Source organism: Providencia sp. PROV114 (genome assembly GCF_032704305.1).
In the GTDB taxonomy this organism is placed as follows: Bacteria; Pseudomonadota; Gammaproteobacteria; order Enterobacterales; family Enterobacteriaceae; genus Providencia; species Providencia rettgeri.
On record NZ_CP120528.1, the window covers coordinates 1,030,278 to 1,056,894 of the forward strand.

The following is a 26,617-nucleotide window of genomic DNA, read 5'->3' on the forward strand; positions in this document are numbered from 1 at the left end:
TATGATAACTCTATTGCTGACATTGTTTTGAATTGTCACGTCAGATTTTTCTTCACGGGAGAAGAAGCATGAAAATTGTTAGCCCTATAAGCAGAATTCGATGGGCCGTCATCTTTTCATTTAGCGGAGCGCTATTGGCTGGTTGTTCTACACCGTATCATACAGCAGCACCTATTTCGAGTGTGAATGATAGTCAGTCTCGCCAGCAAACGGTGCAAAGGACGACACCGGCCTCGTCACCAAATACGGGTATGAGCACGGCAATGCCGTCGTCTCGTCCTAATATATCGAATAATTCAAATACACAACCTGTAAGTCGTAGTTCAGCACCAGTAACAACCAATGGTGAAGGGCGCATTGTCTATAACCGTGACTATGGCAGTATTCCAAAAGGTAGTTATAGCGGTAATAGTTATACGGTGCAGCGTGGTGACACACTATTCTATATTGCATACTTAACAGGTAATGATTTCCGTGAGTTAGCATCGCGAAACAATATTCCAGAACCATACAGCCTCAATGTAGGACAGGTTATTAATATTGGTAACACAAATGTGAACTCGAGCACTCAATTAGCCGCAAATTCATCAAATAGTCATCAGCAAGCGGTTGATCTTCGAACAACTAATGAGTATCCTGCAAATAGTGGTGGTCAAACCTCAGGTAAAATGTTGCCTAATAATAAGAAACCTGCAACGCAAGTTTCAACGACAACAACAACCTCGACAACAACCGCTTCTACCGCAGTCAGTAGCACGAATAATTCGTCAATAAAATGGCGTTGGCCAGCTGATGGGAAAATGATTGAAGGTTTCTCTGACGCTCAAGGCGGGAACAAAGGGGTAGACATAGCCGGTTCTCGTGGTCAAGCTGTGCTCGCTGCTGCGCCAGGAAAAGTCGTTTACGCAGGTAATGCTTTGCGTGGATACGGAAATCTAATAATTATAAAACATAACGATGACTACCTAAGTGCTTATGCCCACAATGACACATTGCTTGTGCGTGATCAGCAGGACGTCACTGCAGGTCAAAAAATAGCTACTATGGGTAGTACTGGAACCAGTTCGGTTAGATTACACTTTGAAATTCGTTACAAGGGAAAATCAGTAAACCCGTTGCGCTATTTGCCGCAACGATAAACTGGGCAGAGTGCTTTGACATTCTGTCCGCATTATCTAGGGTAGGAGTCACTGATGAGCCAAAGTTCGCTGAAAGTTAACGAGTTATATAATGACCTCGATGAAAGTAATTTAAATGACACTTTTGACGAGAGTCAGTTTAAAGAAGAGGATCTGGTTACTGAGCTAGATGACGAAATGGATTTACTCCAGAACACAAATCAGCGTGTTCTGGATGCCACTCAAATTTATCTTAGTGAAATTGGGTTCTCACCACTCCTTACAGCAGAAGAAGAAGTTTTCTATGCAAGACGTGCATTGCGTGGTGATATTGCATCACGACAGCGTATGATAGAAAGCAACCTCCGTCTCGTTGTAAAAATATCACGTCGTTATAATAATCGAGGTCTTGCATTACTCGATTTGATTGAAGAAGGGAACCTTGGGTTGATTCGCGCAGTTGAAAAGTTTGATCCTGAAAAAGGGTTTCGCTTCTCAACGTATGCAACGTGGTGGATCCGTCAAACGATCGAACGCGCTATCATGAACCAAACTCGAACTATTCGCCTTCCTATTCATATCGTTAAAGAACTCAATATTTACCTTCGTACTGCACGTGAATTAGCCCAAAAGTTGGACCATGAGCCAAGCCCTGAAGAGATCGCTGAGCAGCTAGATAAACCTGTTGAAGATGTCAGTAGGATGTTACGTTTAAATGAACGTATCACATCTGTTGATACACCAATTGCAGGGGACTCAGAGAAATCTTTGCTTGAGGTATTGTCTGATGATAATGATTCAGGTCCAGAAAATACAATTCAAGATAATGACTTAAAAGATAATATTGTTAAGTGGTTATATGAATTGAACCCAAAACAGAGGGAGGTTTTAGCACGACGTTTTGGGCTTTTAGGCTATGAAGCTGAAACTCTGGAAGAAGTTGGCCGTGAAATTGGGTTAACAAGAGAACGTGTTCGCCAGATCCAAGTTGAAGGTTTAAAGCGATTAAAGGATATTTTACATGGTGAAGAGTTGACCCTAGAGTCGCTATTTAATATGTAAGGTGTTAATTAGATAGCTAAAGGCTCCTATAAGCTAAGGTTTATAGGGGCCTTTTATTTATAAGTAATAAAGAATGAACTTAGTTAATGGGGAGTCCACTATGAAATTTAAAATCATCATCAGGTGTCGAAATTAATTCTGCTTCAATAGTACCAAAATAATTAACTCGCTCAGTAATATCTTGTTTGCTAATTAATTGCGCTAAGTGTAAATAATCTTGATAGTGGCGAGCTTCTGAGCGTAATAACGAAATATAAAAATTTGCCAGCTGTTCATCAAGAAATGGGGCTAGTTTAGCAAAGCGCTCACAAGAACGCGCTTCGATATAAGCACCAATAATTAGTTTATCAACTAAGGTTTTTGGATCGTGAGGGTCGATATGGCTCAACAACCCTTTAGCATAACGGCCTGCAGTGATACCATCATATGGAATATTACGTTCATGCATAATCTCTAAAACTTGGTAAAAATGATGAAGCTCTTCTTTGATCAGCAAGACCATTTTATCAATTAAATCTTGGCTATAAGGTGATTGTTTTTTTGCCAATATTTGTTTAGAAACCTGATTTTTGTTTCTTAATGTATGGATGTCACCAACCCTGTCATAAGCAAATGATTCATAAGGTTTAAACCATTCAAGTAGCACTGCAGCACTTTCTTTATCGACAGCATACTTGCGAATTAAAAACATGGCACTTTGCGCGGCTTTTAATTCACATAACAGATGATCTTTTAAAATAATGGGCAAGTTCTCAGGCAAACTGGCTTTTTCTACCCACAAATCAGGCGTTTCACATTGCAAAAACTGCCTGATTGGTGCGAGTAATTGTGTATACTCATCCATCTTAGTTATCCATATCTTTTAACCGATAAATCCAATCTAGAGCTTGGCGGGGTGTGAGCTTATCTGGGTCAATCCCTTCCAATGCGCTGAGTACGGGTGAGGGTTCAGCATCTTCTGTGGTTAAAAAACTAAGCTGGGCGCTATCTACATGACTTGCATTGGCATTGTTTGAGATAACTTCGAGTTCTTTAAGCTTTTGTTTTGCCCGTTTAATCACATCTTTTGGTACACCCGCAAGAGAAGCGACAGCAAGGCCATAGCTTTTGCTGGCGGCGCCATCTTGAACATTATGCATAAAGGCAATGGTATCACCGTGCTCAATAGCATCTAGGTGAATATTGACCGCACCTTCGAGTTTTTCAGGTAGTGTTGTTAATTCAAAATAATGCGTTGCAAATAACGTCATTGCCTTGATTTTATTAACTAAGTTTTCGGCGCAAGCCCAAGCAAGGGAAAGACCATCATAGGTTGACGTTCCGCGACCAATTTCATCCATCAGTACTAAGCTATGTTCTGTTGCATTATGAAGAATATTCGCGGTTTCTGTCATTTCGACCATGAAGGTTGAACGGCCAGATGCAAGGTCGTCAGAGGCACCGACGCGGGTAAAAATACGGTCGATTGGGCCTATCACCGCTTTGCTTGCAGGGACAAAACTACCGATGTACGCTAACAGGGTAATCAATGCTGTTTGGCGCATATAGGTACTTTTACCGCCCATATTTGGACCTGTTATGATCAATAAACGACGTTGTGGCGATAGTGATAACGGGTTGGAAATAAACGGCTCACTGAGTACTTGTTCAACCACAGGGTGGCGACCTTCAGTAATTTGGATACCTGGTTTTTCAGTGAGTTGTGGACAAGCATAACCTAGAGTTTGTGCTCTTTCAGCTAGGTTGGCTAGGACATCTAACTCAGCGAGAGCTTCGGCACTGGTTTGCAGCGCAGCAAGATGAGGTAATAGCATGTCAAATAACTCATCATACAGTGCTTTTTCAATGGCTAACGCTTTTCCTTTTGATGTCAATACCTTATCTTCATACTCTTTGAGTTCAGGAATGATATAGCGTTCCGCATTTTTTAACGTTTGGCGACGGACGTAATGGATAGGTGTTAAATGGCTTTGGCCTCGGCTAACTTGAATATAGTAGCCATGAACAGCGTTATAACCAACTTTTAGGGTATCGATCCCCAATTTTTCTCTTTCGCGTATTTCGAGCCTATCGAGGTAGTCAGTTGCTCCATCAGCAAGGGCGCGCCATTCATCAAGCTCACTATTATAACCTGGGGCGATAACACCGCCATCACGTACCAACACGGGTGGTGCATCAATAATGGCTTTTTCAAGTAAGTCTTGTAGCTCATCAAACTGGCCAATACGATTTTGAAGGGCTTGTAAATACGAACTACTCGATTGGCTCAGTATTTGATGAATATCTTGGTATTGCTGGAATGCGTAACGCATACGGGTTAAGTCACGTGGGCGAGCTGAACGCAGCGCTAAGCGCGCTAATACCCGTTCTAAATCGCCGATTTGACGTAAAAATGGTTGTAATTCAAAGCCGCATTCTTGCAGTGCACTGATAGCTTGTTGGCGGTTATTTAATATTTGAATGTTACGTAATGGGGTATGTAACCAACGTTTTAGCATACGGCTACCCATCGGAGTCACACACCTATCTAAAATGGCGGCGAGTGTGTTTTCTGTGCCACCTGCAAGGTTTTGGGTGATCTCTAAATTGCGACGAGTTGCTGCATCTAAAATGACATTATCATTTTGTTTTTCCATCACAATGCTGCGAATATGGGGCAGTGACGTGCGTTGTGTGTCTTTCACATATTGTAATAAGCAACCCGCAGCTCTGAGCGCTTTATGGGCATCTTCAACCCCAAAGCCGATTAAATCTTTCGTACCAAACTGTAAACCGAGCTGTTGTTTTGCCGTATCAAGCTCATATTCCCACAATGGGCGGCGGCGCAAGCCTTTATTGTGTTCAATTAATGCCATACTGGCGAAGTCTTCTGGATACAGAAGTTCAGCCGGGCGGGTGCGTTGCAGCTCAGCTTGCAGTGCTTCTTCATCGGCGATTTCACTAATAATAAAACGCCCTGAGGTGATATCTAACGTTGCGAAACCAAAACCTTGTTGGTCTTGCCATACTGCGGCTAACAGGTTGTCTTGCCTTTCATTTAATAGCGCTTCATCGGTGATAGTTCCCGGGGTGACAATACGCACTACTTGGCGCTCAACCGGCCCTTTGCTGGTGGCTGGGTCGCCAATTTGCTCACAAATGGCGACGGATTCCCCCATTTGTACTAATTTGGCTAAGTAACCCTCGGCAGCATGGTGGGGAACACCGGCCATAGGGATCGGTTGCCCTGCAGATTGCCCCCGCTTAGTGAGGGAAATATCCAATAATTGAGAGGCTTTTTTAGCGTCATCAAAAAACAGTTCGTAGAAGTCACCCATGCGATAAAACAGCAGTATGTCTGAATGTTGTGCTTTTAGTTTTAGATACTGCTGCATCATTGGTGTATGGGATTCGAAACTTTGCTTATCAGTCATAGTATTGTCTGTTTTAACGTATTGAGTTAACTAAATTCTGTGAGTGTATTTGACGATTATTTTCAGAGACTAAAATACCACAAATCGCAACAAATGAGAGTAGGCAAACGTGTTAGCCATGCAATTCTCTATAGTATGACGTGATTATCACAGGGACAATGCGTGTTTGGTCATTAATAGTCTGAAATATTGTTAAGTAGAGTGTATGTTTTTTCCTCATCTAGAAAATAGGTTCACGATAACCACTAAATAATAATTGGTAGATATCTGCTTAGTTTGAGAGTTATTTAGGCATTACAGAAAATAATAAGTCGTGCTTTTAGTTATTTCTTTTTTGAGATGGAATATCTCATTTTCTTGAGTAGATATAAATAGCGTAAATAACAGTCATAGATATGACCGCTATTTACGCTAAAGATGAACGGATTATTTAGCTGCTGTTTCCGCGCGTAGCTGGCTAACTTGTTGTTCCAAATCAGGCCATGGTGACTTGTCAGTAAACGTTGTTCTTAGATAATTTAAGAGTACTGCTATTTGCTGATCACTTAAATTATGACGAAAAGCAGGCATGCTGCCGAGCCCTTCTGTTGCCTCATACTCAATTCCATTTAATACAACGCGAATGGCATTATCTGGGGTACCTGCATAAAGATTCGTATTTAAGGCTAAAGCGGGTCGTACACCTGACATTTGCGCACCTTTCGTTTGGGCATGGCATGCCATACAAGCCCCTGAATACAACCTTGCCCCTTCAGTAGAGAGTGGTTCAATTTTATCTTCTGTTTGCTGTACGATTGTTACGGCTTGAGATGTGACCTGCGGATGCTCAACTTCAGAAGTCAAATAAGTTGCAATAGCTTGTCTATCTTCTTCGGTTAGTTGAGAGGTTCCTTCTCTGATGACTGGTGCCATTGGGCCTGCTGCGACGCCGTGGTTAGCCGAGAATCCCGTACGCAAAAACTCCGCCATATCCTGATGGCTCCAAGCAACAGGTGAGGCTTGGTCACCTCGCAGCGCTGGTGCACTCCATCCTTCAGCATCTCCACCCATCAAGTGGCTATCTCCGCCTTTTTCACCAAATAATATATCACGTGGGGAGTGGCAAGCGCTGCAATGGCCGAGCCCTTCGGTAAGGTATGCACCTCGGTTCCATTCATCAGTTTGTGAACTGTTTGGTTTTATTGGCCCGGCGGTTAAATACAGCTGATTCCATGCCCAAATTCCTTGGCGAATATTAAAGGGAAAGTTTAACGATGTCTTTGGTGGTTGATAACGAACGGGTTTTTGGCTCATTAACCATGCATAGAGGTCATATAAATCATCATCGGAAGTATGAGTAAAAGCCGTGTAAGGGAACGCAGGGTATAAATAATTCCCCTCACGATCAACACCATAACGCATAGCCCGTTCAAACGCTTCATATGACCAGCTGCCAATGCCTGTTTCTATATCAGGTGTTATATTTGTGGTGTAAATCGTGCCGAAGGGGATCTCCATCGCAAAGCCCCCGGTATTTGTTTCACCGCCAGGCCGCGTATGGCAAACGGCACAATCGCCTAGTGCCGCTAATTTTTCACCACGGGCAATTTGAGCGTCAGTAAAACTTTGTGTCGAATTAGTGTGTAATGGCTCAATGGCAGATTGCCAACTCAGCGCGAGTCCCCCCACCGCAACAATAACGATAGCAAGCGCACTGTAGCCAAATATTTTTTTTGCCTTACTCATGAGCCACTCCTTGGTTCTTGGCTGCCATACCTACTGCTCGCAGAATACGTTCAGGGGTAAATGGAACTTCTCGCATACGCACACCTAATGCATCAAATAGCGCATTTGCTACCGCGGCAGCGCTTGGTACTGATGCAGATTCGCCCGCTCCCATAGGGGGTTCATTGGGATACTCCATTAATTGAATATCAATTTCGGGTAACTCATCGAAACGTAGAATAGGGTATCCGCCCCATTCAAGGGAGGTTGTGCCTGATTTATCAAAGGTGGCAAACTCTTTTAATACCCGGCTACAGGATTGAATAATGTTTCCATGGACTTGGTGTTTAACGCCATCTGGGTTAACCATTTGGCCACAATCATGAGCGACATAGACTTTTTTGATAAGCACTTGTCCTGTTCGGCGATTAACAGTTAAGTCGCAGACCCAAGCTGCCCATGCAGCACCAAAACCCGGAAATTTACTGTGGAAATAACGCGCCCAGGCAAACCCTCGACCACTCACAATTTCTTCGGTGACAGGGGATGGTTTTTGATGCATCGGCCCATCAACCCAATTCGCCTGTTTTTTCACGGCACTAATTAAAGCGATAGCTCGAGGATCATCTAAATATTTTAAGCGGTATGCTATAGGATCTTGCTGTGCTAAATAAGCAACTTCATCAATCCAAGATTCATGAGCAAATACATTTGGAAGTGCTGAAACTCCGCGCATCCATGATGCCCTAACAACAGGCGCGGTATCTTTAGCGATAACGCGCATATGTGGGTATCGATATTGAGGGATAGCCGTGCGGTCTCCCATCTGTTGAATATCCGGTTTATTTTCTTTTTTCCCAGTTAAAATCAACGATAAAGTAGCGGCGTTATTTGATGGATAACGAGTACTGAGTTCGTAAGCGCTGACATCATTATTTTGATCAATTCCCCCTCGAATTTTAATCAATTGGCCGGTGCCTTTTGGCTCCCAACCCGCTTCTTGTTCTCGCATTAATTGCACTCGCACAGGTCGTCCTGTCGCTTGAGACAGTAAAACGGCATCGGCTGCCACGTCATCAGCACAGTTACGACCATAGCACCCTGATGCTTCCATGCGATGAATGTGTATTTGATATAGGTCTCTATCGAGTTGTAGTGCTAAATCTTTTCGCAGGTCATGAGGGTTTTGTGTGCCTGACCAGACATCGACTTTATCGTCGCGGACATCTGCGATAGCGCAAGATGGCCCAATTGATGCGTGTAAATGGTATGGCCAAACATAGTCTGCATTCACAGTTTTATGTAAATTGGCTAAGGCGCTGTCAACACCGTCATCATCTCGTAATACTCTATCTTGGCTGGGTAATGCATCAAGGGTGTCATGAAGCTTATCGAGGGTTAAATCGGGTAATCCTTGCCATTCTTTCCATTGAATTTTTAACTGACGCATAGCGTCTATCGCTTGTTCTTCACGTTCGGCAACGACACCAACAAAGTCATTAATGCGTACAATTTTTACAATGCCTTTTAGGTGAGCAATAGAACTTTCATCAATCGAAAGCAAACTATTTCCAAGCGGTGCGCTACTGTCTGCACCTGAATAAGGAGGACGAATAACTCTTCCATGTAACATATCAGGTACTCGCATATCATGTACCCAAGTCAACTCACCCGTTACTTTTGCACGAATATCTACGCGTTGAATCGGCTTTCCGACATAAATAGCTTCAGAAGCGGGTCTTAAAGTTACGTTTTCATCTAATTCAAAATGGAGATCTTGTCCTTTTGCCAATTGCGCATAACTCAAACGACGTTCAGGTTGGGCGGTGACAAAAACATATCCATGCTGTGCTCGAACGGCTTCCATTGGCACATTTAACGCTTTGGCAGCAAGAGATGTTAGCTGCATGCGAACTTGAGCAGCAGCATGGCGTAAGGGGATAGACGTGACCTGAATGGTCGCACTGGCGATAGTCGGCCCTTGATCCGGTGTACTTTGTGGATCCCCAAGTATCATTGTTACTGATTCAAAAGAGACACCAATTTCATCAGCGACAATTTGTGCAAGTGAGGTACGAATTCCTGTACCTAAATCCACGTGACCATTAAATGCAGTCACCGAACCATCAGCGGCAAGAGCAATAAAACTATCGACATAATTAAGAGGAATAGCCGCATTTTTGTTTGGTATCTTTTCTGCTGCAAATGAAATGGAAGGCAACATGTTACTGACAACGATGAGCCCACCAGCTTGCAGCAAACGGCGTCGAGTGATATCTAAAATGCTCATGCTTTACCACCTTGTGCGATGATCATTTTAGCTTTTTTAGCTGCTTTTAATATTTCTACATGGGTTCCACAACGGCATAAATTAAAAGCGAGTTCTTTTTTTATCTCTTCTTCACTTGCATTAGGGGTACGTTTAAACAGAGCAACCAATGTCATTATCATGCCATTCGTACAATAACCACATTGTGCTGCTTGCTCATCAATAAATCCTTGTTGCACAGGATGGAGTGTCTCGCTATCACTAATGCCTTCAAGCGTGGTAATTTTTCTATTTTCTACTGTTGATACCGGTGTTGAACACGAGCGAACGACTTTGCCATCGATAAGTACACTACAAGCGCCACATTCGCCTAAACCGCAGCCATATTTAGGGCTATTGAGTTTTAAATCATTACGTAATACGTAAAGAAGTGGTGTTGATGGAGAAATATTGCTTAGTTCAATCCATCTTCCATTGATATTTAGTTGCATATATTTTCCTTTCACATTGCTAATCACAATAAATGATAATCTAATGTTATTATTTGTATATTAACTATAACATAGGTTATTAATTTGAATTGTGACTGTATGTGCTAAGGGAAATTTTTGTTAGGTATTTAGTAAGTACTTATTAATGAAGGTTAATATTGGAAAATACTCATGGATTGCGTGAATGTTTGAGTCAGGCGAAGTGAGAGGAAACCCAGTTTATATATTGGTTTTCTTTTAATAGAAATAAGTGAATATCTTTAATTTGAAATTCTTATTTAATGTGGGGTGCGTTGATATATTTCACTTGAATGTATCAATGAAAATAATAATGTCGCTTCCCTTCAATAAATAAGTTATTTGAAGAGAAGCGACGAATGATTACTGCGCCGCTTTTTTCAGTTTCTCAACTTGTTCGGCGGTGACGGGTTTACCTTGTCCCCCCCATTCGGCGCGCGCCCATGATATTAAATCTGCCATTTCTTGTGGCGTTAAATCATCAGCAAAACTTGGCATCGCATACATACGTTGCCCATTTGGGAAAGTGGTGGTTGGAATACCCGTTAACACTACACTGATAAAGGTTTCAGGGCTGTCCATTGCTAAGATGGCGTTACCTTTTAACGCTGGAATGCCATTAGGTACACCTTCTCCGGTGATCCCGTGGCAGCCTGCGCAGGTAGACATATACATTAAGCGGCCAGTTTCCATGATTTGACTGACATCACCCACTTCTGATGAGTTTGCCTCTGGCAATGGAGCAGGCGAAGCTTTGGCGCCAAGTATTTTTCCTTGTTTATCCGTCATTAAATAAATCGCCATGTCATCAACATCGCTTTTTTTCATCTGACTAGTCGAAAAATGAGTCACTGTGCTCATATCTGCAAATGCAGAGCCTTGCGGGGCATTACCTGTAAGTAAAAACTGGCTCAAGGAGGCGGTATCGTATCCATGTTTGGAAAGCGCTTCGGCCGTGATATCAGGGATCGCTAAGCCGGCTTCTTCCCCCCCTTGAAGTGACCGTGAAAACTCGACACCCATCATTAAGTTACGTGGTGAGTGACAAGCGCCGCAGTGCGCTAGACCTTCAACAATATAAGCACCTCGGTTCCACTCGGCAGAACGTTGTGGGTCATGAGGCGCATTTTGTTTAGGGAAATTGAGCAAAGTCCAGAAGTTCATAAATGGGCGAACGGGTAGGACAAATACACCTGTATTTTCTTTGTTTGGCACATTGATTGGCGGAAGTGACATCACATAAGCATACAGGGCATCAATATCATCCGATGTCGTCATATGGGTAAATACAAACGGCATGGCAGGGTAGAGATTACCTCTTTCTTTGCCAATTCCGTCTTTCAAAGCACGATGGAAATCAGCACGGGTATAGTTACCGATACCAAATTGCTTATCAGGCGTTATATTTGTGGAGTAAATGGTGCCGAAAGGGGTTCCGATAGCGCGCCCGCCCGCAGCCAATGGCCCTTCAGGTAATGAGTGGCAACCAAAGCAATCTCCAGCGGTGGCCAATTCTTGCCCTCTTGGCAGTAATTTGGCGACTTCTTCTGAAGTCAGTGGTTTATCTAAATTAGGGCCGATACTGGAAGTACGAAAAGCACCAAATAGGATCGCAAGCATTAATACGATAAATAATAAGATAATAATATAAATGCTTTTACGTAGAGAGCTGGATTTAGCCATGATGTTTCTCCCTAGTCGATCACGCAGCCGGGAGTGTCGAGAGCGACTTTCCTCACAGCTTCATAATAGCGTACATAACCTGTACAACGGCAAATATGCTCATTGAGGGCTTCTTCAATCGCATGTTCGAGTTGGTCTCGCTTCACTGGGTTTTTCTTCAGTTTATCAAGAAATACTGTCGCACCTGTGACGAAACCGGGAGCACAATAGCCACACTGGAATGAAAAGTTTTCGATGAAAGCTTGTTGAATTGGCGTTAACTCAACGACTTTGCCTTGTTCATCCAGTTTGGCTTGCCCTTCGATGGTAACAATATTTTTATTATTGAAATAATGGGCACCAAAGATACAAGTGCGGCTTTCAACCGTTGTGCCATCGGGCTGAATTTCCATAATGGTGCAAGCATGGCAGATCCCTTGGCCGCAACCAAAGTGAGTGCCGGTGAGGTCAAGGTATTCATGTAGAAACTCAATCATTGGCATCCCAACAGGGACATCAATAGGACCAATTTTTTGGCCGTTAATAGTCAGTGTGAGTGGCTTGCGCTCAATAATCGGAACGGCATTGTTGATTTTCATGAGAGTGCCTTTTTAATTTTATCTACCGTAATAGGGAATTCATAGAAACGCTTGCCTGTCGCATGGGTTAATGCGTTACTCGTCGCAGGTAAGATTGGGATCATGCCCAGTTCAGCCATGCCTTTTGGTGGTGAAGTTTCTGATAGCGGAGGTAAGTAATCAATGGTTTGCTGCCAAACCGCAACATCTTTTGCTCGCGGCAGGACATAGCGATTAAAGTTCCATGTTCCGTTACCTGGCCCATCTTCATACAGTGGTAATTCTTCCATCAATGCGTGGCCAATACCCATCGCGGTCCCCCCTTGAATTTGGCCTGAAACCAATTCAGGGACAATCATCGTACCGGGGTCCATAATCATATGATGGCGCATGACATCGACCTCACCCGTCATGGTGTTGACATTGAGCTCGACTAGGCAAGAAGCGGGTGTGACCGTTGTTGGGTCCGCTTTTGCGCGTTGTGTTGGAGGGTAATAGGCAATTTTACGTTTAATAAAATGGTAACCGCCAGTGGTCATCTGTTTTTTCAGTTCCTGCGGCGCACCGTCACCATAACGAACGGATATTGCATCAAGAGGGAGGTTTTTCAAACCGACAGTTGGGATATCGAACTCTGCGCGAGCCCACTGCCAGCTTGAATAGCCATGAACAGCAACCCCGGTGATGAGTCCCATCTCATGGGCTCTTTTGGCTAAAATGTCAAAAGGAATGGGTTTCATTCCGCCGCCACCAATACCATCTGGCCCGACACGAATGTCTGCAAATTCAACATTTAAGCCGTTGAAAGCACCGCCACCAGGGCCTTCGCTCCAAATGCTTTTGGCTGCAGGCCATAGGGTATTTTCCAATAAGAAATGGCCCGCTTGGCGTGTACCAAACCCAATATAATAAACACCACTCGATGAACTCATGTCAGGGATCAGAGCAGGTGTCCAATAGGGATCCGTTTTTGACAGTTCGTCTTGTTTTTTCTGATCTGCCCAACTGGTTTTGAGTGGCAGTTCTGCAAATTCAGTTACCCCAAACTCAACCACATCAGGGGCTTTGCTGAGTGCTTGCCATACCATCACTTGCTGTGCGGTTGTACCACCGGTACCAATCTCTTGCATGCAATGGCGCATAGTGAGTTTACCATTGGTATCAAATTCAAGAGAAAGAATCGTAGGAACACCGCTAGAGCCATAAACTTGCTGCACTTGCGCAAAGCCAACACCATATAGCTTACCGGGGTTTTTCGCTTCATAATCAACTTTATTTTTCTCACGATCGACCCAAATCGGGTGCTTTTCCGCAAGATTTAACATTTCGACATTGCGTGGGTCACCGGCTATTACACCTCCTTGTGTATTTGGATAACCTTCTAAAATGGCATTACGGCGGCGTAGTTCAATCGGGTCAATATTGAGGTTATGAGCGATTTCATCGACCATCAATTCAGTGACTGCCATCGATTGTAAGGAACCAAAGCCACGCATTGAGCCCGCTTCGACAGCCGGAGTGGCCATGGCGAGAGCGGTAAGATCAGATTTAGGGAAATAATAAATAGATTGGGCGCCACGTACCGCAACGTGTGATACGGCAACGGAGAGGTTTTCACGGCCGCCACCATTACAGTTATAAGTGCCTTTTAATACATCAAATTTGCCCGTTTTTTTATCACCAATGATCGTGACATCCATTTCAATGGAGTGGCGTTTCATTCCCATCTGGAATTGTTCATAACGGTCATTTGCCATGCGAACAGGCAAGCCATCAGCGTAGAAACTGGCGACCATGGAATAGAAAGGAAAAACCGAATAATCTTTTGAGCCATAACCGACGGTCGAACCAGTTAATAGCACAATGTTCTCGACGGAAAAATGTTTGTTGTGCTTCGATAACTCAGCAGCGGCGTTGACGACTCCTGCAGGAGACTGTGTCGCGGTTAAGATATGCAGTGTTTTGGTTTGAGCGTCATACCAAGTATTACAGTTATCAGGCTCCATTGCACAAGGGTCAATGGATTGTGAAAAACCATGGCGCTCAATCACAAACTTATCGGGATCCTGACGAGCGGCTGCGATTTCTTGCTCAATTTGTCGTGCGTAATCCATCGCTTTTTCTTGTTTATCAGGACTTTTTTCTGCCTGATGAAGGGCTTGAATAAAACCACCACCACGATCTTTACGGATCACTGGCGGAATAGAAATGGCGTGTTTTGGGTCATAAGGTGGCCAAATAGGTGTATTGCCATCGAATCCGCCTTTAATACCTGAATCTTGATAAGGGGAAAAGATAGAAGGCGAAAGTGGAGTGTTACCACCAATACGCACATATCGCGCGGCACCGTAATTAGCGGGCGGTTTTGGCCCTGTCACCGTTCCATATTTTACGGTATTTGTCGCAAAGCGTAACATCCGCTGCGCTGCACTGTATTTATCGAAATCATGATAAATCAAGATAGCAACTGGGTGGCCAATAATTGGCGGGGTATCCCCTAGAGGCACTAAAATATTAGTGCCATAGAAGCCTTTTCCCATACTGGTGTCTTGAGGGATATTTAAGCCATCACGGATAAGGTCTTCTTGTAAAACAACTTTATCAGGCTGTAAATTTGGACCTAACATTGAAATATCAATACCTTCAAAGGTTTTATCTGCCTCTGTTGCTTTTAACATAAAGGCATAGCTTTGTTTTTTAGGCCAGCCAGGGATGTCTTTAGCGCGGTAATCACGAGCAAAATTTTTACGGCCAGTGACCTTTTCAACGCCATCCCAGCGAAAACGTGCTTTACCATTTTGACCAATCCAATCAGTTGATGGAGAGTCAGAATCGAGCTCCATTGCTATCGCAAAAGGGAGTTTGCCGACCATCACTGCAATGCCCGCAATAGTGCCTAATTTGATAAAATTGCGTCTAGAAATATGTCCCGACATAGTGTGCTCCCTGATTATATTTTTAGGGTTTTTTATTATGAACAATGGAGATAAATAATACTTTTTAGCCATGCACTGTAAGATTGTTTTATTTCGATTAAATTGGCTCACAATTCGATGACTAATATCAGATAGCTCAGTAAGTTACATAAATAGTATGGGTATCTGTATTGATATATCAAGAACGAGTAAAGGGATTTAGACAAGAAAGTGAATAATACTGTTGGAGTCATCTTAATATGACAGTATTGAATAAAATAACTGAGTTTTATTCAAATGTAATTTATTTAAATGATAGTAGTTCTTATTAATGAATAATTAAATCAATATGTATTTTATTATATAAAGCATATTATTATATGGACATTAATTAGAGAATTATCTGGCTCGTTAAATATTAACAAGCCAGATAGTTCATTTTTCGTCATTATTGACGCAAAGATTTAATCTGCTCTGGGGTGACATCCGCAGGTTGTCCTCCCCATTGAACGCGAAGGAAGTTCACTAAGTCGCTAATTTGTTGGTCATTTAGCTTATTGGCAAACCCGGGCATACTTTGCATGTTTTGGTTATTAGGGAATGGTTGTTCAGGCAAACCATCTAAAATCGCATTAATTAGGTTAGTGCTATCCGCATCACGCAATGTCGAATTTCCTTTCATTGCCACCGCCACATTCGGTTTACCACTGCCATCATAGGAGTGGCAACCTGAGCAGGTTTCTAAATAAATTTGGCGTCCTTGAGCGCTACCTTCCCCCATTCTTAATGGCGAAGTTGCTGGTGGGTTATCGCCCATTAAATAGGTGGCTATAGCGCTATTATCCTCTGGGGTTAAATGTTGTGAACTCAGATAAATTACAGGGTGCATATCACTGTAGGCGGAACCTTGCGGAGCGAGCCCAGTCATGAAAAACTGCTGTAAATCTTCTTTTGTCCATCCTCGCTCTGCAAGCGCTTTTGGGGTAATATCCGGCGCCACAAAACGACCTAAAGCGCCGCCTTGCATAAAGTTATCTAAATCCATTTCACCCAGTTTTCCTCTTGGCGTATGGCATTCAGCACAATGCTCTAATACGTTAACTAAATACCGACCACGTAACCATTCAGGGGAGCTACCTTGTGAGCTATTTGGGAGTGGTTTATCATTAAAAAACAATAAATTCCAGCCAATCATGGCCATACGTTGGTTTAGTGGGAATGGCAATGAATTTTCAGGTGGCGCGACATCAACCGCTGGTTGGCTCATCAAATAACTGTAAATAGCGTCAGAATCTTCACGAGTGATCCCTTTGTAAGACGTATAAGGCATTGCCGGGTAAAGATTTTTACTCGGTGGAGAGATACCTTGGGTCAGTGCTTTATAAAAATCATCTTTTGTCCAGCGACCGATACCAAAGTCGGCTGAAGGGGTTAAGTTACTGCTGTAGATAGTACCAAATGGGGTATCAAGTGGAAAACCACCGGCTAATGGCGCACCATCAGCACTGGTGTGGCACGCAGCGCAGTCACCGGCAAGGGTGAGATAACGGCCTCGCTCAATTTCCTGTGGCGTCGCTGTCACTTTTTGTACCGGACCATCTAAGGTACGGCTTTCATACCAATACAGCACCGCCCAAACGATGATAGCGATGGCTATCAACCATAAAATAATTCGTTTGATCATTTTATTGCCTCCTTGATAAGACCAGGAGTCGCCAGAACAACGTCACGTACCGCTTCATAATAGCGTACATAGCCTGTGCAGCGGCAAATATGGTTATTTAGGGCTTGCTTGATAGCATCTTCTAAGTCCGCTTCTGCAATGGGGTTTCGCTGAAGTTCTTCAATAAACACGGTAGCCGCATTCACAAACCCTGGGGTACAGTAGCCACACTGAAAACTAAAATGTTCAACAAAAGCTTGCTGAACTGGGGATAATTTTACTTCCCCGTTTTCTTCTTTGGTGGCAGCCCCTTCGATAGTTCGAATACTTTTATTATTGAAAAAATGCGCGCCAGTAATACAGGTGCGGATCTCTTCGCTGGTGCCGGATGGGTTATCTAAGATAACGACGCAAGCATGGCAGATCCCTTGGCCACAGCCTAGACGAGAACCCGTTAGGTCAACATATTCATGAAGGAAGTCGATCATCATGAGGCCTTCAGGCACGTCCATTGGTCCATACTGTTGGCCATTAATGGTTAAAGTGAGGGGAAGGAAATTTAGGCTCATGATATTACCTCTAAAATGTCTTTTGCGCGTACAGGCAAATGCAAGAAATGATGACCAGTTGCATCTGCAATGGCATTGACGATGGATGAAACCACCGGGATCATAACAACCTCAGCAACGCCTTTTGGCGGGTCTGTATCCGAAAGTCCTGGTAGGACTTCATTGGTTTGCTGCCAAACGGCAACGTCGCTGGCTAGAGGGAGATGATAACGGTTGAAGTTCCACGTCCCATTACCGGGACCATCTTCGTAGAGAGGTAAATATTCATGGAGGGCATGGCCGATCCCCATTGCTAAACCACCTTGAATTTGCCCTGAAACCAGTTGTGGCACGATAAGGTTACCGCACTCCACTACGCTATGGTGATTCAGCAATTCGACTTGTCCAGTTGCCTTATCAATGGATAGCTCACTCACGGTAGCGACTGCACTGTAGTAAGTGACTCCGGCATTATTTCTTTGCGTATCAGGGTAATAGGCTTTTTCACGGTGGCAAACTTGGTATTCTTTATCGGCAAATCGTAGTGATAGCCCATCAATCGGTAAACGGCGAGTTTCACCCTGAATAGGGAAATCGGCTTCAGCCCATTGCCAGCGGTTAAATACGTGGCACACTGCGCCAGTTACCCCGCCCATTGCAAAAGTGCGTTCAATTAAGCGCTGTAAGCTAAGCACCTCAAGCCCATCAGCCGTTAAGCCTTCAGCAACCCAACGTGCATCTTCACGGCGAACAACTAGAGGGGCAGCTTGTCCGCCACCAATGCCTTCTTGCCAAATTGACATTGCAGCGGGCCATAACCCATGCTCAAATATAATGCGTGCGGCTGCGTCTGTACTATGAGTGAAATAATAGGCTGAATTACTGGCGCTTGCCGGTGAGCAGTAATTCGGTGTCCATAATGGGTTTTGCGCGAGGTGGTTTTGCTCATCTTGTGACATGGCAAACGGGTTACCTGTCGACACCATAGGTAAAATTGACCAATCTACAACCGAAAAATGAGCTTGTTCCGCAGGTTTTCCTAACCATTTAGCGCAAACCACCGATTGGGACGTGGACATGCCCGTACCAATTTCTGCACCACTATGGTAAATAGCAATTTTACCCTCAGGGGTAAGTTCTACACGAGCAAAGGAGGATTCCGCACCTGTCCCGAAGTCTTTTTGCACACAAGAAATCCCAGTACCGAATAGTTTACCGCTATTTTTTGCTTCAAAATCAGCTTTACGCTTGGTTCTGTCAGTCCACATTGGATGGGCAGCGCAGCGGGTTAACACTTCATCGGCACGAATTGCACCGCCAGGGATTGCCCCTTGGGTATTTTTCATCCCAGACTTGATGATATTTTTAAGACGGAACTCAATGGGGTCGGCTTTGAGTAGTTTTGCAGCTTCTTCCATCAACATATCGGTTGCTGCCATGGCTTGTAAGGTGCCATAACCGCGGGCTGAACCCGCATCCACGGCTCGTGATGCAATACCGACCGCAGATAAATCACTACGCGGAATGTAATAGATAGCTTGGGCGCCTGTTGCGCCAACCATGACAACGGAAGGTGTAAAATTACAGCGGCCACCGCCATCACCAATAAAAGACGCTGAAAGGGCTTCGATTTTCTGTGTTTTCTTATTCACCGCTAAGGTGTAATCCATATCAAAAGCATGGCGTTTGATGGTGGATTGAAATTGTTCATAGCGGTCATTAGCCAGACGAATAGGAACTCCGTCACCATATAACGTTGCCATCGCACCATAATACGGGAATGGGGTATGGTCTTTAGAACCATAACCAACTGTGAAACAAGGGTGTAGGAAAATTTGTTTAATTGGGAAATGCGATTTTGCCAGCATCTCGGGTAATGATTCCGCCACTTCCTGAGGGGACTGCGTAGGAATAACCAGATGGAATGACTGTGTTTTGACGTCGTACCAACCGTTAGCGTTATCAGGCTCTAAGGCAGCAGTATCAATCGATTGAGAAAAGTATTTTCGTTTGATTACGAGCCAGTCTTCTGGCGGATTTTCCAACTGTTTGGCGAGTTCATCAGCATATAGCATGCCTTGTTGATCTAATTTCCCACCTTCACGGCCTTCTGGCCAAACGGGCAAGTGTTTTTTCATGCCAATAGGGGAGATTGGCATATCTTTTAGGCTTGAGTAAATATCAGGATCATAAGGATTTTCACTGCCAATTCGCACGCCACGGTAGCTTCCCCATGGGTCCCGTTCCAGTGGGCCGGTAAATGCACCGTATTGGATAACATCGTCACGGAATTTTAGGGTTTCTTTGGCAAAGCGGAATTTAGCAAAATCATGGTAAATCAATAATGCAACGGCTTGGCCAAGGTAAGCGGGGGTTTTCCCTTCCGGAAGCAATAAATCATCGCCATAAAATTCAGGGAAAGCGACACCATCTTTTTCTAAGTCGCTCGCGGTTACGATGCGGTCAGGCATGAGGCCATCTTTCAGCAGATCAAGATTAAAGCCTTGGTAAATTTTATCGGCTTGAGTTACGCGTAGTAAAAATGCATGACCTTGCTGTTTTGGCCAGTGAGGAATATCGCGTGCGCGAATGTCTCTGGCAAAGACTTTCTCCCCTTGGACTTTGGCAAACCCATCAATACGAAATTTGATTTGTTTATCGACTGGATTCCAGTCAGGAGATTGAAGGATTTTTTCTTCGAATAGCACATCAAAAGCACGGCTATACAAAGGGGCTAAATAAACAGATATTCCCGCTATAACGGCACATTTTAGAAAGTGTCTGCGGGAGAGTTCGACATTGCTTTTGCTCATAATACACCCTTACACTTATTTTTATTACATCGGTATTTTTATTTTTATAGTCATATCGAAAAAATTATTTGTATCACGTTAATATTATACTTCTCTTAATAATTTTCAAATTAATGATAGGTAGTTCTTGTGATCTTACTGAATATACTTTATTTATGAGATACGCAATCAGTATATCGATTTAGAATAAAAACCATGAATATTTGTATTTTGATATTGGCAGCAGGAAAAAGTGAGCGTTTTCAAAACGCTGGAGGTAAAGGCAGTAAATTAAATTTTGGGCTAGGGAAAAGCACGGTATTTGAAAAAACACTTTTTAATTCAATAGATAGCGGAATTCCTATTCATGTAGTAACTCGGCCTGAGAATGAAGGCGTCATTAATAATTGTTTACAATTTAATATTCCATACTCATTGATAAATAGTACTGGGTTAGGTGATTCAATCGCATTTGGTGTTAAAAATACTTCAAATTTAGATGGGTGGATAATTCATTTAGCAGATATGCCATACATCAATAGTAGATTATTTATACGTATAGCAAATGAATTAAAACAACATACGTTAGTACGGCCAGTATATAATAGTTTACCGGGGCATCCAGTGGGAATATCTGCAAAATATTATTCAGATTTAATTAAATTGTCCGGCGATGAAGGGGCAAAATCAATATTACAGGATAATTTTGTCTATAAACTGGACATAAATGATGAAAATGTTGTGAAAGATATTGATTATCCAAGTGTTGATAACGAATAAGGGATGAATATGTTGCGTGAAGATGTTTTTGTTATCTCTCAAGCCGTTGCTTGGATAAAAGAGCAACCAATTTGGTTATGTACCGTATTAAATACCTATGGTTCTTCGCCGAGAAGCCCGGGTTCTTTGTTGGTTGCAAAACAGGACGGTCAATATATAGGTTCACTTTCTGGTGGATGTATTGAAGAGGATTTTATTCAGCGCATAAAAAATAATAATTATGTGAGTAGTAGCCAAGTTGTTCGCTATGGAAGAGGCGGGATTGAGACTAAAGTTAATTTACCGTGTGATGGTAGTTTAGATGTTTTGATTGAATATCTACCAAATAATGAAAAATCACTTAATTATCTCGTTGAGATCCAAAATGCGTTATTAGGTTATTCTGCCATTATCAAAAAAGTTCTATTGCCGCAGAGTGGTGAAATTCATATAGCTAATAAGTCAGAACAACCAACACAGATAGAACGTGATGGCGATAAAATCCAGTTATACATTGCGGCTCCTCCTCGCCTAATCATTGCAGGTATTTCCACTGTGGGGGCTTATTGCGCTAATTTTGCGTTAACATTGGGTTTTGAGGTCATTATTTGCGATCACCGAGAAGAAGAAATAGCGCGGTTTGCACCACAAATTCCATCTCAAGTTGAGGTTATTTCTTTATTTCCCGCCCGCTATTTAGAAGAACAGGGTTGCTCTCCAAATACTGCCATTGTTTCCTTAACCCATGATCCCCGTATTGATGATTTAACACTGATGGAGTCGGTTAATACAGATGCTTTTTACATTGGTGCAATGGGGTCAGTAAGAACTAGTGCTCGCCGTCGTGAACGGCTTATAGCATCCGGTGGGATGACGGAAGAGGAAATAGAACGCATTCATGCTCCGATTGGTATTCCAATTGGTAGTAAAACACCGCCAGAAATTGCTTTAGCGATAATGGCCGACATTGTTGCTTATAAAAATGGCGTGATCTCATCAGAGATCACATGTAAAACGAAAAAGTTAGTGAGTATAAATTAAATACAATGTAATTTTATTTCTAATAGCTCACGCCATTTTAGATGGCGGAGCTAGCTACAAACAATATAGTTAGTATGTAGAAGTAATAGCTTCTCCCATTTTTACTAAATACTTTGATGCGTCATACCTGTCTGTCATTATTTCAATGTAAGCTGCGCTATCGAGAGTTTCAATATGTTGTAAGGCATCATTGAGTTCATCGCAGGTTGCTACTTTTTGGCAATACCAATCATCGCACCCAAATGCCGAAGGCAGTTGTGCATAATTCCATTGAGTAACATCGTTATAATAATATTCAGGTTCTTTACAAAATAGTCGTTCGATAAGGTAGCCGTCGTTATTTAGAACAAAAATAATAGGCTTAAGCCCAAATCGTGAAAATTGACTAATTTCTTGTATTGTTAATTGGTGAGCACCTTCACCAGTTATTAAAATAAGACGGCTGGAGGGAGATGCTAAAGCTGCTCCTAATGCAGCAGGAGTGGCCCAGCCAATTGATCCCCATAAAGATTGAGAATGAAATGATGCCCCCTTAGGTAAAAGTGCAAATGATAAGCCCATGGTAAATGTTCCTGTATCACCAAATATAATATCGTTAGGCTTGAGCATTTTTTCTAAACGAGGGTATAAGAATGTTTCCGTTATTTCTTGTGTTTTTGAATTTATTGGTGTACCAAGTGATTGTGCTTTAGGGTAATTATTATGATAAAAATAATAATTAGAAGTTGATGTCAATTTATCTTTTAACGATGAGATGACATCCTTCATATAAATCTCATCGTAGCGTTGGCCACTAATCACAACGTAATTATCCATAATGTGTATTATGTTTCCCTCTTCAATATTAGAGGTGTAACAAGCAGTATTAAAATCTGACATTATAGTGCCGATATTTAAAACACAATCACAGTTTTCTACAAATGAAGTCACTTGTGGATTGATGAACTCCCCCGCATACATTCCAATATATTGTGTATTAGTTTCATCTAAAACACTCTTATCCATATAAAAGGTTGTATAGGGAATATTGGTTTTTTCGATAATAGTTTGTAAGCTTTTTTGTAATCCTAAACGTAGAGATATTGACCCTGCTAATAAACAGGGTTGCTGGCTATTTATTAATTTATTTAAGATGAGATGGATAATGTTTTTTAGTATTTCTGGATTGGTTTTTGGTATTAATGGAACCATATTATGAGGTGACTTAACTACAGTTTTTACAGCATAATCAGCAGGTAATCCAAAATAAACTGGGCGACGCTCGTGTAAGGCACAAGTGATTAATCGCTCTGTTTCTTCAATACAATTTTCTGGGGTTATAATGGCATGGGCGCAGACAATATGCTGACTCATTTTATAGAAAACATCATAATCACCATCACCTAAAGAATGATGGTTAATTAGACGTTTTTTCTTTGATTGGCTTGGTGGCATTCCGACAAGATGAAATATCGGTAACCTTTCTGCATAGGAACCCGCTATTGCGTTGAGTGCGCTTAATTCGCCAACGCCAAATGTGGTTGATAATGCAGCGGCACCTTTTATTCGAGCATAGCCATCAGCGGCATAGGCTGCATTTAGTTCGTTACAATTACCAATCCAACGCTGTCGAGAACTAACACAAATAGCGTCATTAATAGGAAATGAATAATCACCAGGAACACCAAAAATATCTTCAATGCCTAAGTCATATAACTTTGATAAAATATAATCAACCACTCTTTCTTTCATTTAATACCTCTTGTAAATTATTTAGTAATAATATTTATATGTATATTTTAAAGTTCATTGAAATAATATTATTCAAGTGGGTAAAGAGTAAAAGGTTATTAATTATAATAAGATTGATTAATTTTATTAAACTGGTATTTTTTTAATCATGAGATTTAGGAATAAAGAAATAGCAGAGCAAAAAAAGCAGCTGGCCTTATTTCAAGGTTTAACTGCTTTTTAGAATATGCATATAATTAAAATTGAGCCGCAATCACCATAATTTCAACAAGAACTTGCTCACGAGCCATATTTGCTTCAACTGCTGCACGAGCTGGGCTATTTTCCACAGGCATCCAATTTTCCCATACTGCATTAAAGGCAGAGAAATCTCTCGCCATATTTTTAATCCAAACTTGAGCAGATAAAATTTGTGTTTTATTACTGTTGCTGGCTGCTAATAACGTATCAATTTTAGCTAAAACATCTTCAGTTTGCTGGGTAATATCACCTGTTAGGTCATTAGGTACTTGCCCTGATAAATAAACTATCCCTGCATATTCAACACTGTCAGCTAAGCGTGGTTTCGGGTCGTTACGTTTGATGGACATGATTACCTCGTTAATCCAGTTAAAGAAATTGGCGTTTTTTGTTCTGTAATTAATTGAGTCAATATTTCCGCGCTGCCTGCGGCAAGAGTAAACCCTAAACTGCCATGTCCAACATTAAGCCATAAATTTTTATAGGTTGTTTTTCCTAATATCGGTGGGCCTTTTGGTGTTGAAGGGCGTAACCCACACCAGCTTTCAGCATCGTCAATTTTAGGTAGTTCAGGAAAGGTATGTTTAATAATCTTCTTAAGAGCTTGTATTCTATTTTCACGTAAACCATGCTTGTCATAACCAATATCAACCATCGCAGCAATGCGTAATTGCTCATTAAGTTTGGCATAGACAATTTTATTGCCGTAATCAGTCACGTTAATTTTCGGAACAATATGCTCAGCTTGCGGGTATTCGACACTTAGACTATATCCCTTTAACCCTAAAATAGGGACATTAATATTCAGTGGTTTTAATAACTCGCGGCTACCATTACCTGCGCAAACAATAAAATCATCAGCTTGGATAGTTCCCTGGTGAGTGGCTATTCCTGTAATGCTGTTATCTTGTGTAATGAAAGATTCAACACTGTGTTGCAAACAAAGCTTAAATTGCGGTTGCATGAGTAAATATTGCAGTAGATTTTTGCAGAATAAATAGCAATCTGCACTCTCATCATCAGGAGCATATATTGCCCCGACTAGTTGAGACTGTATATTTTTTAAAGAAGGCTCTAGTTCAATTATTTTAGCGGGTGTTAATATTTTTTGAAATTGTTTATCAACCGTTTCACTGGCTTTATGAAAACTCTTATTATCACGATGGATAATTAATTTCCCTGATTTTTCCCAAGCAAAATCGGCAATATCACCATTGTTACGCCATTTATTCATTATTTCTTGGCTCAGGAGTGATAAACGTAAAAGATGGGTACCATTAATTTTATTGGTATTACGGTTACAAGCTAATGTAAATTGCGCTAGCCAAGACCACTGTTGTAATGAAGGCGTTATTTTTAAATTTAAGGGGGAGTCATTTTTCCCCATCCAACGTAGGCCTTGTAAAGGAACACCTGCATCAGCAAGGGGAGAAACATAGCGATAGCTGAGTTGCCCACCGTTAGCAAAACTGGTGTGCATACCGACATCTGTATCTGATTCAACTAATGTTACGGTTTGGCCTGCTTTAATTAATGCATAGGCGGTGCTTAAACCAATCACACCAGCTCCAATAACCACTACATGTTTAGTCATAATAATCCGTAACCCATAATAACCAAGATGTTATTATTTAACGGTGAATAAGCTAACTAAACAATTGAGTTTTCATCACTAGAGTATAACTTTTGGTTAACTACTTTATTTCTTTTCTCAAGTGTGGATGCCAAGGTATTAACATAATTCTGTGCAGCTTTGGTTAATGGTTTATCTGCGCGATGAAAAACGGATACGGCAAGGTGTAAACCTTCCTGTAAAGGGTAAATCATTGATTCAGGCAATGTATGTTCGGCTGAAAAAATATCGGTAATACTGCAACCTAAACCTGCCTGAACAAATTCTGCAGCCATATGATAGGTATGCACACTAATATTCGATTCTGCAAACTCATGACGTTTTTGTAATAGCTGAGATAAAGAATCAGAACCAGGGTGGATCCAACGCTCTTGGTCGATATCAGTGAGCGAAACAGGTGAGTGCAATGGTAATTTGCTATCCACATAAACTAATGGGATATCTGCAATAGGTAAAACTGTAATACCACCTTCAATTTCAAGGTTAAAGCCAATACCAATATCGAGATCTTGTTGGGTTAATAACTGCAGAATATCGGTTGTATGATGTGTACCGATCGTAAGTTTGATATTGGGGTGCTTTTTAATAAATTGAGCGGTCACTTCAGGTACTAAGTTTAGCCCTAAGCTAGGTAAGCAACCAATGGCTAATTTGCCTTGCGGATCACGTGATAAGTTTTGCGCTAAAATTCTGAGCTTATCTAAATTATGATAAACTTCCTTCGCTTCTTCAAATAGCAGGTTTGCCTCAGCTGTAGGAATTAACTTCCCTCTTATCCGTTGGAATAATACTAAGCCAAGTTGTTGTTCTGCATGTTTTAAGGCCTTGCTGGCAGCAGGTTGTGAGATATGTAAAACCTCAGCTGCGCGAGTTAGAGAACCACAGGTCATGACCGCATAAAAAATATCGAGATGCCTTAACTTCATTTTCAGAAACCTATTATTTGCTTTTACTCACAGAAACCGACTATTGGTATTAAT

General features: G+C 42.0%; 19 protein-coding genes. 4 read left to right on the plus strand and 15 right to left on the minus strand.

All coding sequences use genetic code 11. The features are described from left to right. Positions 1-68 precede the first annotated feature (68 nt). Together nlpD and rpoS are read left to right on the plus strand one after the other, a co-directional pair. On the plus strand, positions 69-1,139 hold the full coding sequence (nlpD, locus tag P3L37_RS04495; protein ID WP_109912008.1) for a murein hydrolase activator NlpD: 1,071 nt from the start codon (positions 69-71) through the stop codon (positions 1,137-1,139). Positions 1,140-1,193: 54 nt separating this feature from the next. After that, positions 1,194-2,180 (plus strand): RNA polymerase sigma factor RpoS, encoded by a 987-nt coding sequence (gene rpoS / locus P3L37_RS04500; RefSeq protein WP_102140104.1) that lies wholly within the window; start codon positions 1,194-1,196, stop codon positions 2,178-2,180. A gap of 79 nt (positions 2,181-2,259) precedes the next feature. Here the strand turns inward: rpoS and miaE are convergent, their stop codons facing one another. The 11 genes from miaE to P3L37_RS04555 all read right to left on the minus strand — a co-directional run bounded on the left by miaE (position 2,260) and on the right by P3L37_RS04555 (position 20,254). Further along, the gene (miaE, locus tag P3L37_RS04505; RefSeq protein ID WP_117162675.1) at positions 2,260-3,024 is read right to left on the minus strand and encodes a tRNA isopentenyl-2-thiomethyl-A-37 hydroxylase MiaE; all 765 of its coding nucleotides are present in this window, start codon (positions 3,022-3,024) and stop codon (positions 2,260-2,262) included. 1 nt (position 3,025) lies between these two features. Further along, positions 3,026-5,593: a DNA mismatch repair protein MutS gene (mutS, locus tag P3L37_RS04510; protein WP_117162676.1), complete on the minus strand. Its 2,568-nt coding sequence runs from the start codon at positions 5,591-5,593 to the stop codon at positions 3,026-3,028. 426 nt (positions 5,594-6,019) lie between these two features. Beyond that, the gene (locus P3L37_RS04515; RefSeq protein ID WP_272667441.1) at positions 6,020-7,318 is read right to left on the minus strand and encodes a c-type cytochrome; all 1,299 of its coding nucleotides are present in this window, start codon (positions 7,316-7,318) and stop codon (positions 6,020-6,022) included. Beyond that, complete coding sequence (locus P3L37_RS04520; RefSeq protein WP_109912013.1) at positions 7,311-9,587, minus strand: xanthine dehydrogenase family protein molybdopterin-binding subunit; 2,277 nt, start codon at positions 9,585-9,587, stop codon at positions 7,311-7,313. The genes P3L37_RS04515 and P3L37_RS04520 overlap by 8 nt, the downstream gene beginning before the upstream one ends. Then, positions 9,584-10,057 carry a (2Fe-2S)-binding protein gene (locus P3L37_RS04525; RefSeq protein ID WP_109912014.1) on the minus strand — a complete coding sequence of 158 codons (474 nt, stop codon included), beginning with the start codon at positions 10,055-10,057 and terminating at the stop codon, positions 9,584-9,586. Before P3L37_RS04525 ends, P3L37_RS04520 begins: the two co-directional genes overlap by 4 nt. A gap of 381 nt (positions 10,058-10,438) precedes the next feature. After that, entirely contained in the window at positions 10,439-11,758 is a 1,320-nt protein-coding gene (locus P3L37_RS04530; protein WP_231136630.1) for a cytochrome c, read from the minus strand. Between the two features lie 11 nt (positions 11,759-11,769). Beyond that, on the minus strand, positions 11,770-12,336 hold the full coding sequence (locus P3L37_RS04535) for a (2Fe-2S)-binding protein (RefSeq protein ID WP_004260707.1): 567 nt from the start codon (positions 12,334-12,336) through the stop codon (positions 11,770-11,772). Beyond that, on the minus strand, positions 12,333-15,251 hold the full coding sequence (locus tag P3L37_RS04540; protein WP_110732224.1) for a xanthine dehydrogenase family protein molybdopterin-binding subunit: 2,919 nt from the start codon (positions 15,249-15,251) through the stop codon (positions 12,333-12,335). The genes P3L37_RS04535 and P3L37_RS04540 overlap by 4 nt, the downstream gene beginning before the upstream one ends. Positions 15,252-15,678: 427 nt before the next feature. After that, positions 15,679-16,914 (minus strand): c-type cytochrome, encoded by a 1,236-nt coding sequence (locus tag P3L37_RS04545; protein ID WP_110732223.1) that lies wholly within the window; start codon positions 16,912-16,914, stop codon positions 15,679-15,681. Further along, positions 16,911-17,462, minus strand: a complete 552-nt coding sequence (locus P3L37_RS04550) for a (2Fe-2S)-binding protein (protein WP_109912018.1) — start codon at positions 17,460-17,462, stop codon at positions 16,911-16,913. The genes P3L37_RS04545 and P3L37_RS04550 overlap by 4 nt, the downstream gene beginning before the upstream one ends. Then, positions 17,459-20,254, minus strand: a complete 2,796-nt coding sequence (locus P3L37_RS04555) for a xanthine dehydrogenase family protein molybdopterin-binding subunit (protein ID WP_109912019.1) — start codon at positions 20,252-20,254, stop codon at positions 17,459-17,461. Before P3L37_RS04555 ends, P3L37_RS04550 begins: the two co-directional genes overlap by 4 nt. Before the next feature lie 195 nt (positions 20,255-20,449). Between P3L37_RS04555 and P3L37_RS04560 the strand changes: the two genes are divergently transcribed. Next, positions 20,450-21,013: an NTP transferase domain-containing protein gene (locus tag P3L37_RS04560; RefSeq protein ID WP_004913840.1), complete on the plus strand. Its 564-nt coding sequence runs from the start codon at positions 20,450-20,452 to the stop codon at positions 21,011-21,013. 9 nt (positions 21,014-21,022) lie between these two features. Next, positions 21,023-22,033 carry an XdhC family protein gene (locus P3L37_RS04565; protein WP_109912020.1) on the plus strand — a complete coding sequence of 337 codons (1,011 nt, stop codon included), beginning with the start codon at positions 21,023-21,025 and terminating at the stop codon, positions 22,031-22,033. A gap of 69 nt (positions 22,034-22,102) precedes the next feature. On the opposite strand, the gene P3L37_RS04570 is transcribed toward P3L37_RS04565, so the two are convergent. The 4 genes from P3L37_RS04570 to P3L37_RS04585 form a co-directional block, all read right to left on the minus strand. Next, on the minus strand, positions 22,103-23,764 hold the full coding sequence (locus P3L37_RS04570; protein ID WP_222960371.1) for an alpha-keto acid decarboxylase family protein: 1,662 nt from the start codon (positions 23,762-23,764) through the stop codon (positions 22,103-22,105). A gap of 236 nt (positions 23,765-24,000) precedes the next feature. Then, positions 24,001-24,354, minus strand: coding sequence for a RidA family protein (locus P3L37_RS04575; protein ID WP_109912022.1), 354 nt, complete (start codon positions 24,352-24,354; stop codon positions 24,001-24,003). Between the two features lie 2 nt (positions 24,355-24,356). Then, positions 24,357-25,598: a D-amino acid dehydrogenase gene (locus P3L37_RS04580; RefSeq protein ID WP_109912023.1), complete on the minus strand. Its 1,242-nt coding sequence runs from the start codon at positions 25,596-25,598 to the stop codon at positions 24,357-24,359. A 56-nt stretch (positions 25,599-25,654) separates the two neighbouring features. Continuing rightward, positions 25,655-26,563 (minus strand): LysR family transcriptional regulator, encoded by a 909-nt coding sequence (locus P3L37_RS04585; RefSeq protein ID WP_004913826.1) that lies wholly within the window; start codon positions 26,561-26,563, stop codon positions 25,655-25,657. Positions 26,564-26,617: the final 54 nt, after the last annotated feature.

Coding starts and splice junctions, on each gene's coding strand:
- P3L37_RS04575 (WP_109912022.1), bottom strand. CDS start 24,354: ATGTCCATCAAACGTAACGACCCGAAACCACGCTTAGCTGACAGTGTT.
- rpoS (WP_102140104.1), top strand. CDS start 1,194: ATGAGCCAAAGTTCGCTGAAAGTTAACGAGTTATATAATGACCTCGAT.
- P3L37_RS04570 (WP_222960371.1), bottom strand. CDS start 23,764: ATGAAAGAAAGAGTGGTTGATTATATTTTATCAAAGTTATATGACTTA.
- P3L37_RS04550 (WP_109912018.1), bottom strand. CDS start 17,462: ATGAGCCTAAATTTCCTTCCCCTCACTTTAACCATTAATGGCCAACAG.
- P3L37_RS04585 (WP_004913826.1), bottom strand. CDS start 26,563: ATGAAGTTAAGGCATCTCGATATTTTTTATGCGGTCATGACCTGTGGT.
- P3L37_RS04525 (WP_109912014.1), bottom strand. CDS start 10,057: ATGCAACTAAATATCAATGGAAGATGGATTGAACTAAGCAATATTTCT.
- miaE (WP_117162675.1), bottom strand. CDS start 3,024: ATGGATGAGTATACACAATTACTCGCACCAATCAGGCAGTTTTTGCAA.
- mutS (WP_117162676.1), bottom strand. CDS start 5,593: ATGACTGATAAGCAAAGTTTCGAATCCCATACACCAATGATGCAGCAG.
- nlpD (WP_109912008.1), top strand. CDS start 69: ATGAAAATTGTTAGCCCTATAAGCAGAATTCGATGGGCCGTCATCTTT.
- P3L37_RS04565 (WP_109912020.1), top strand. CDS start 21,023: ATGTTGCGTGAAGATGTTTTTGTTATCTCTCAAGCCGTTGCTTGGATA.
- P3L37_RS04580 (WP_109912023.1), bottom strand. CDS start 25,598: ATGACTAAACATGTAGTGGTTATTGGAGCTGGTGTGATTGGTTTAAGC.
- P3L37_RS04560 (WP_004913840.1), top strand. CDS start 20,450: ATGAATATTTGTATTTTGATATTGGCAGCAGGAAAAAGTGAGCGTTTT.
- P3L37_RS04540 (WP_110732224.1), bottom strand. CDS start 15,251: ATGTCGGGACATATTTCTAGACGCAATTTTATCAAATTAGGCACTATT.
- P3L37_RS04555 (WP_109912019.1), bottom strand. CDS start 20,254: ATGAGCAAAAGCAATGTCGAACTCTCCCGCAGACACTTTCTAAAATGT.
- P3L37_RS04515 (WP_272667441.1), bottom strand. CDS start 7,318: ATGAGTAAGGCAAAAAAAATATTTGGCTACAGTGCGCTTGCTATCGTT.
- P3L37_RS04530 (WP_231136630.1), bottom strand. CDS start 11,758: ATGGCTAAATCCAGCTCTCTACGTAAAAGCATTTATATTATTATCTTA.
- P3L37_RS04520 (WP_109912013.1), bottom strand. CDS start 9,587: ATGAGCATTTTAGATATCACTCGACGCCGTTTGCTGCAAGCTGGTGGG.
- P3L37_RS04535 (WP_004260707.1), bottom strand. CDS start 12,336: ATGAAAATCAACAATGCCGTTCCGATTATTGAGCGCAAGCCACTCACA.
- P3L37_RS04545 (WP_110732223.1), bottom strand. CDS start 16,914: ATGATCAAACGAATTATTTTATGGTTGATAGCCATCGCTATCATCGTT.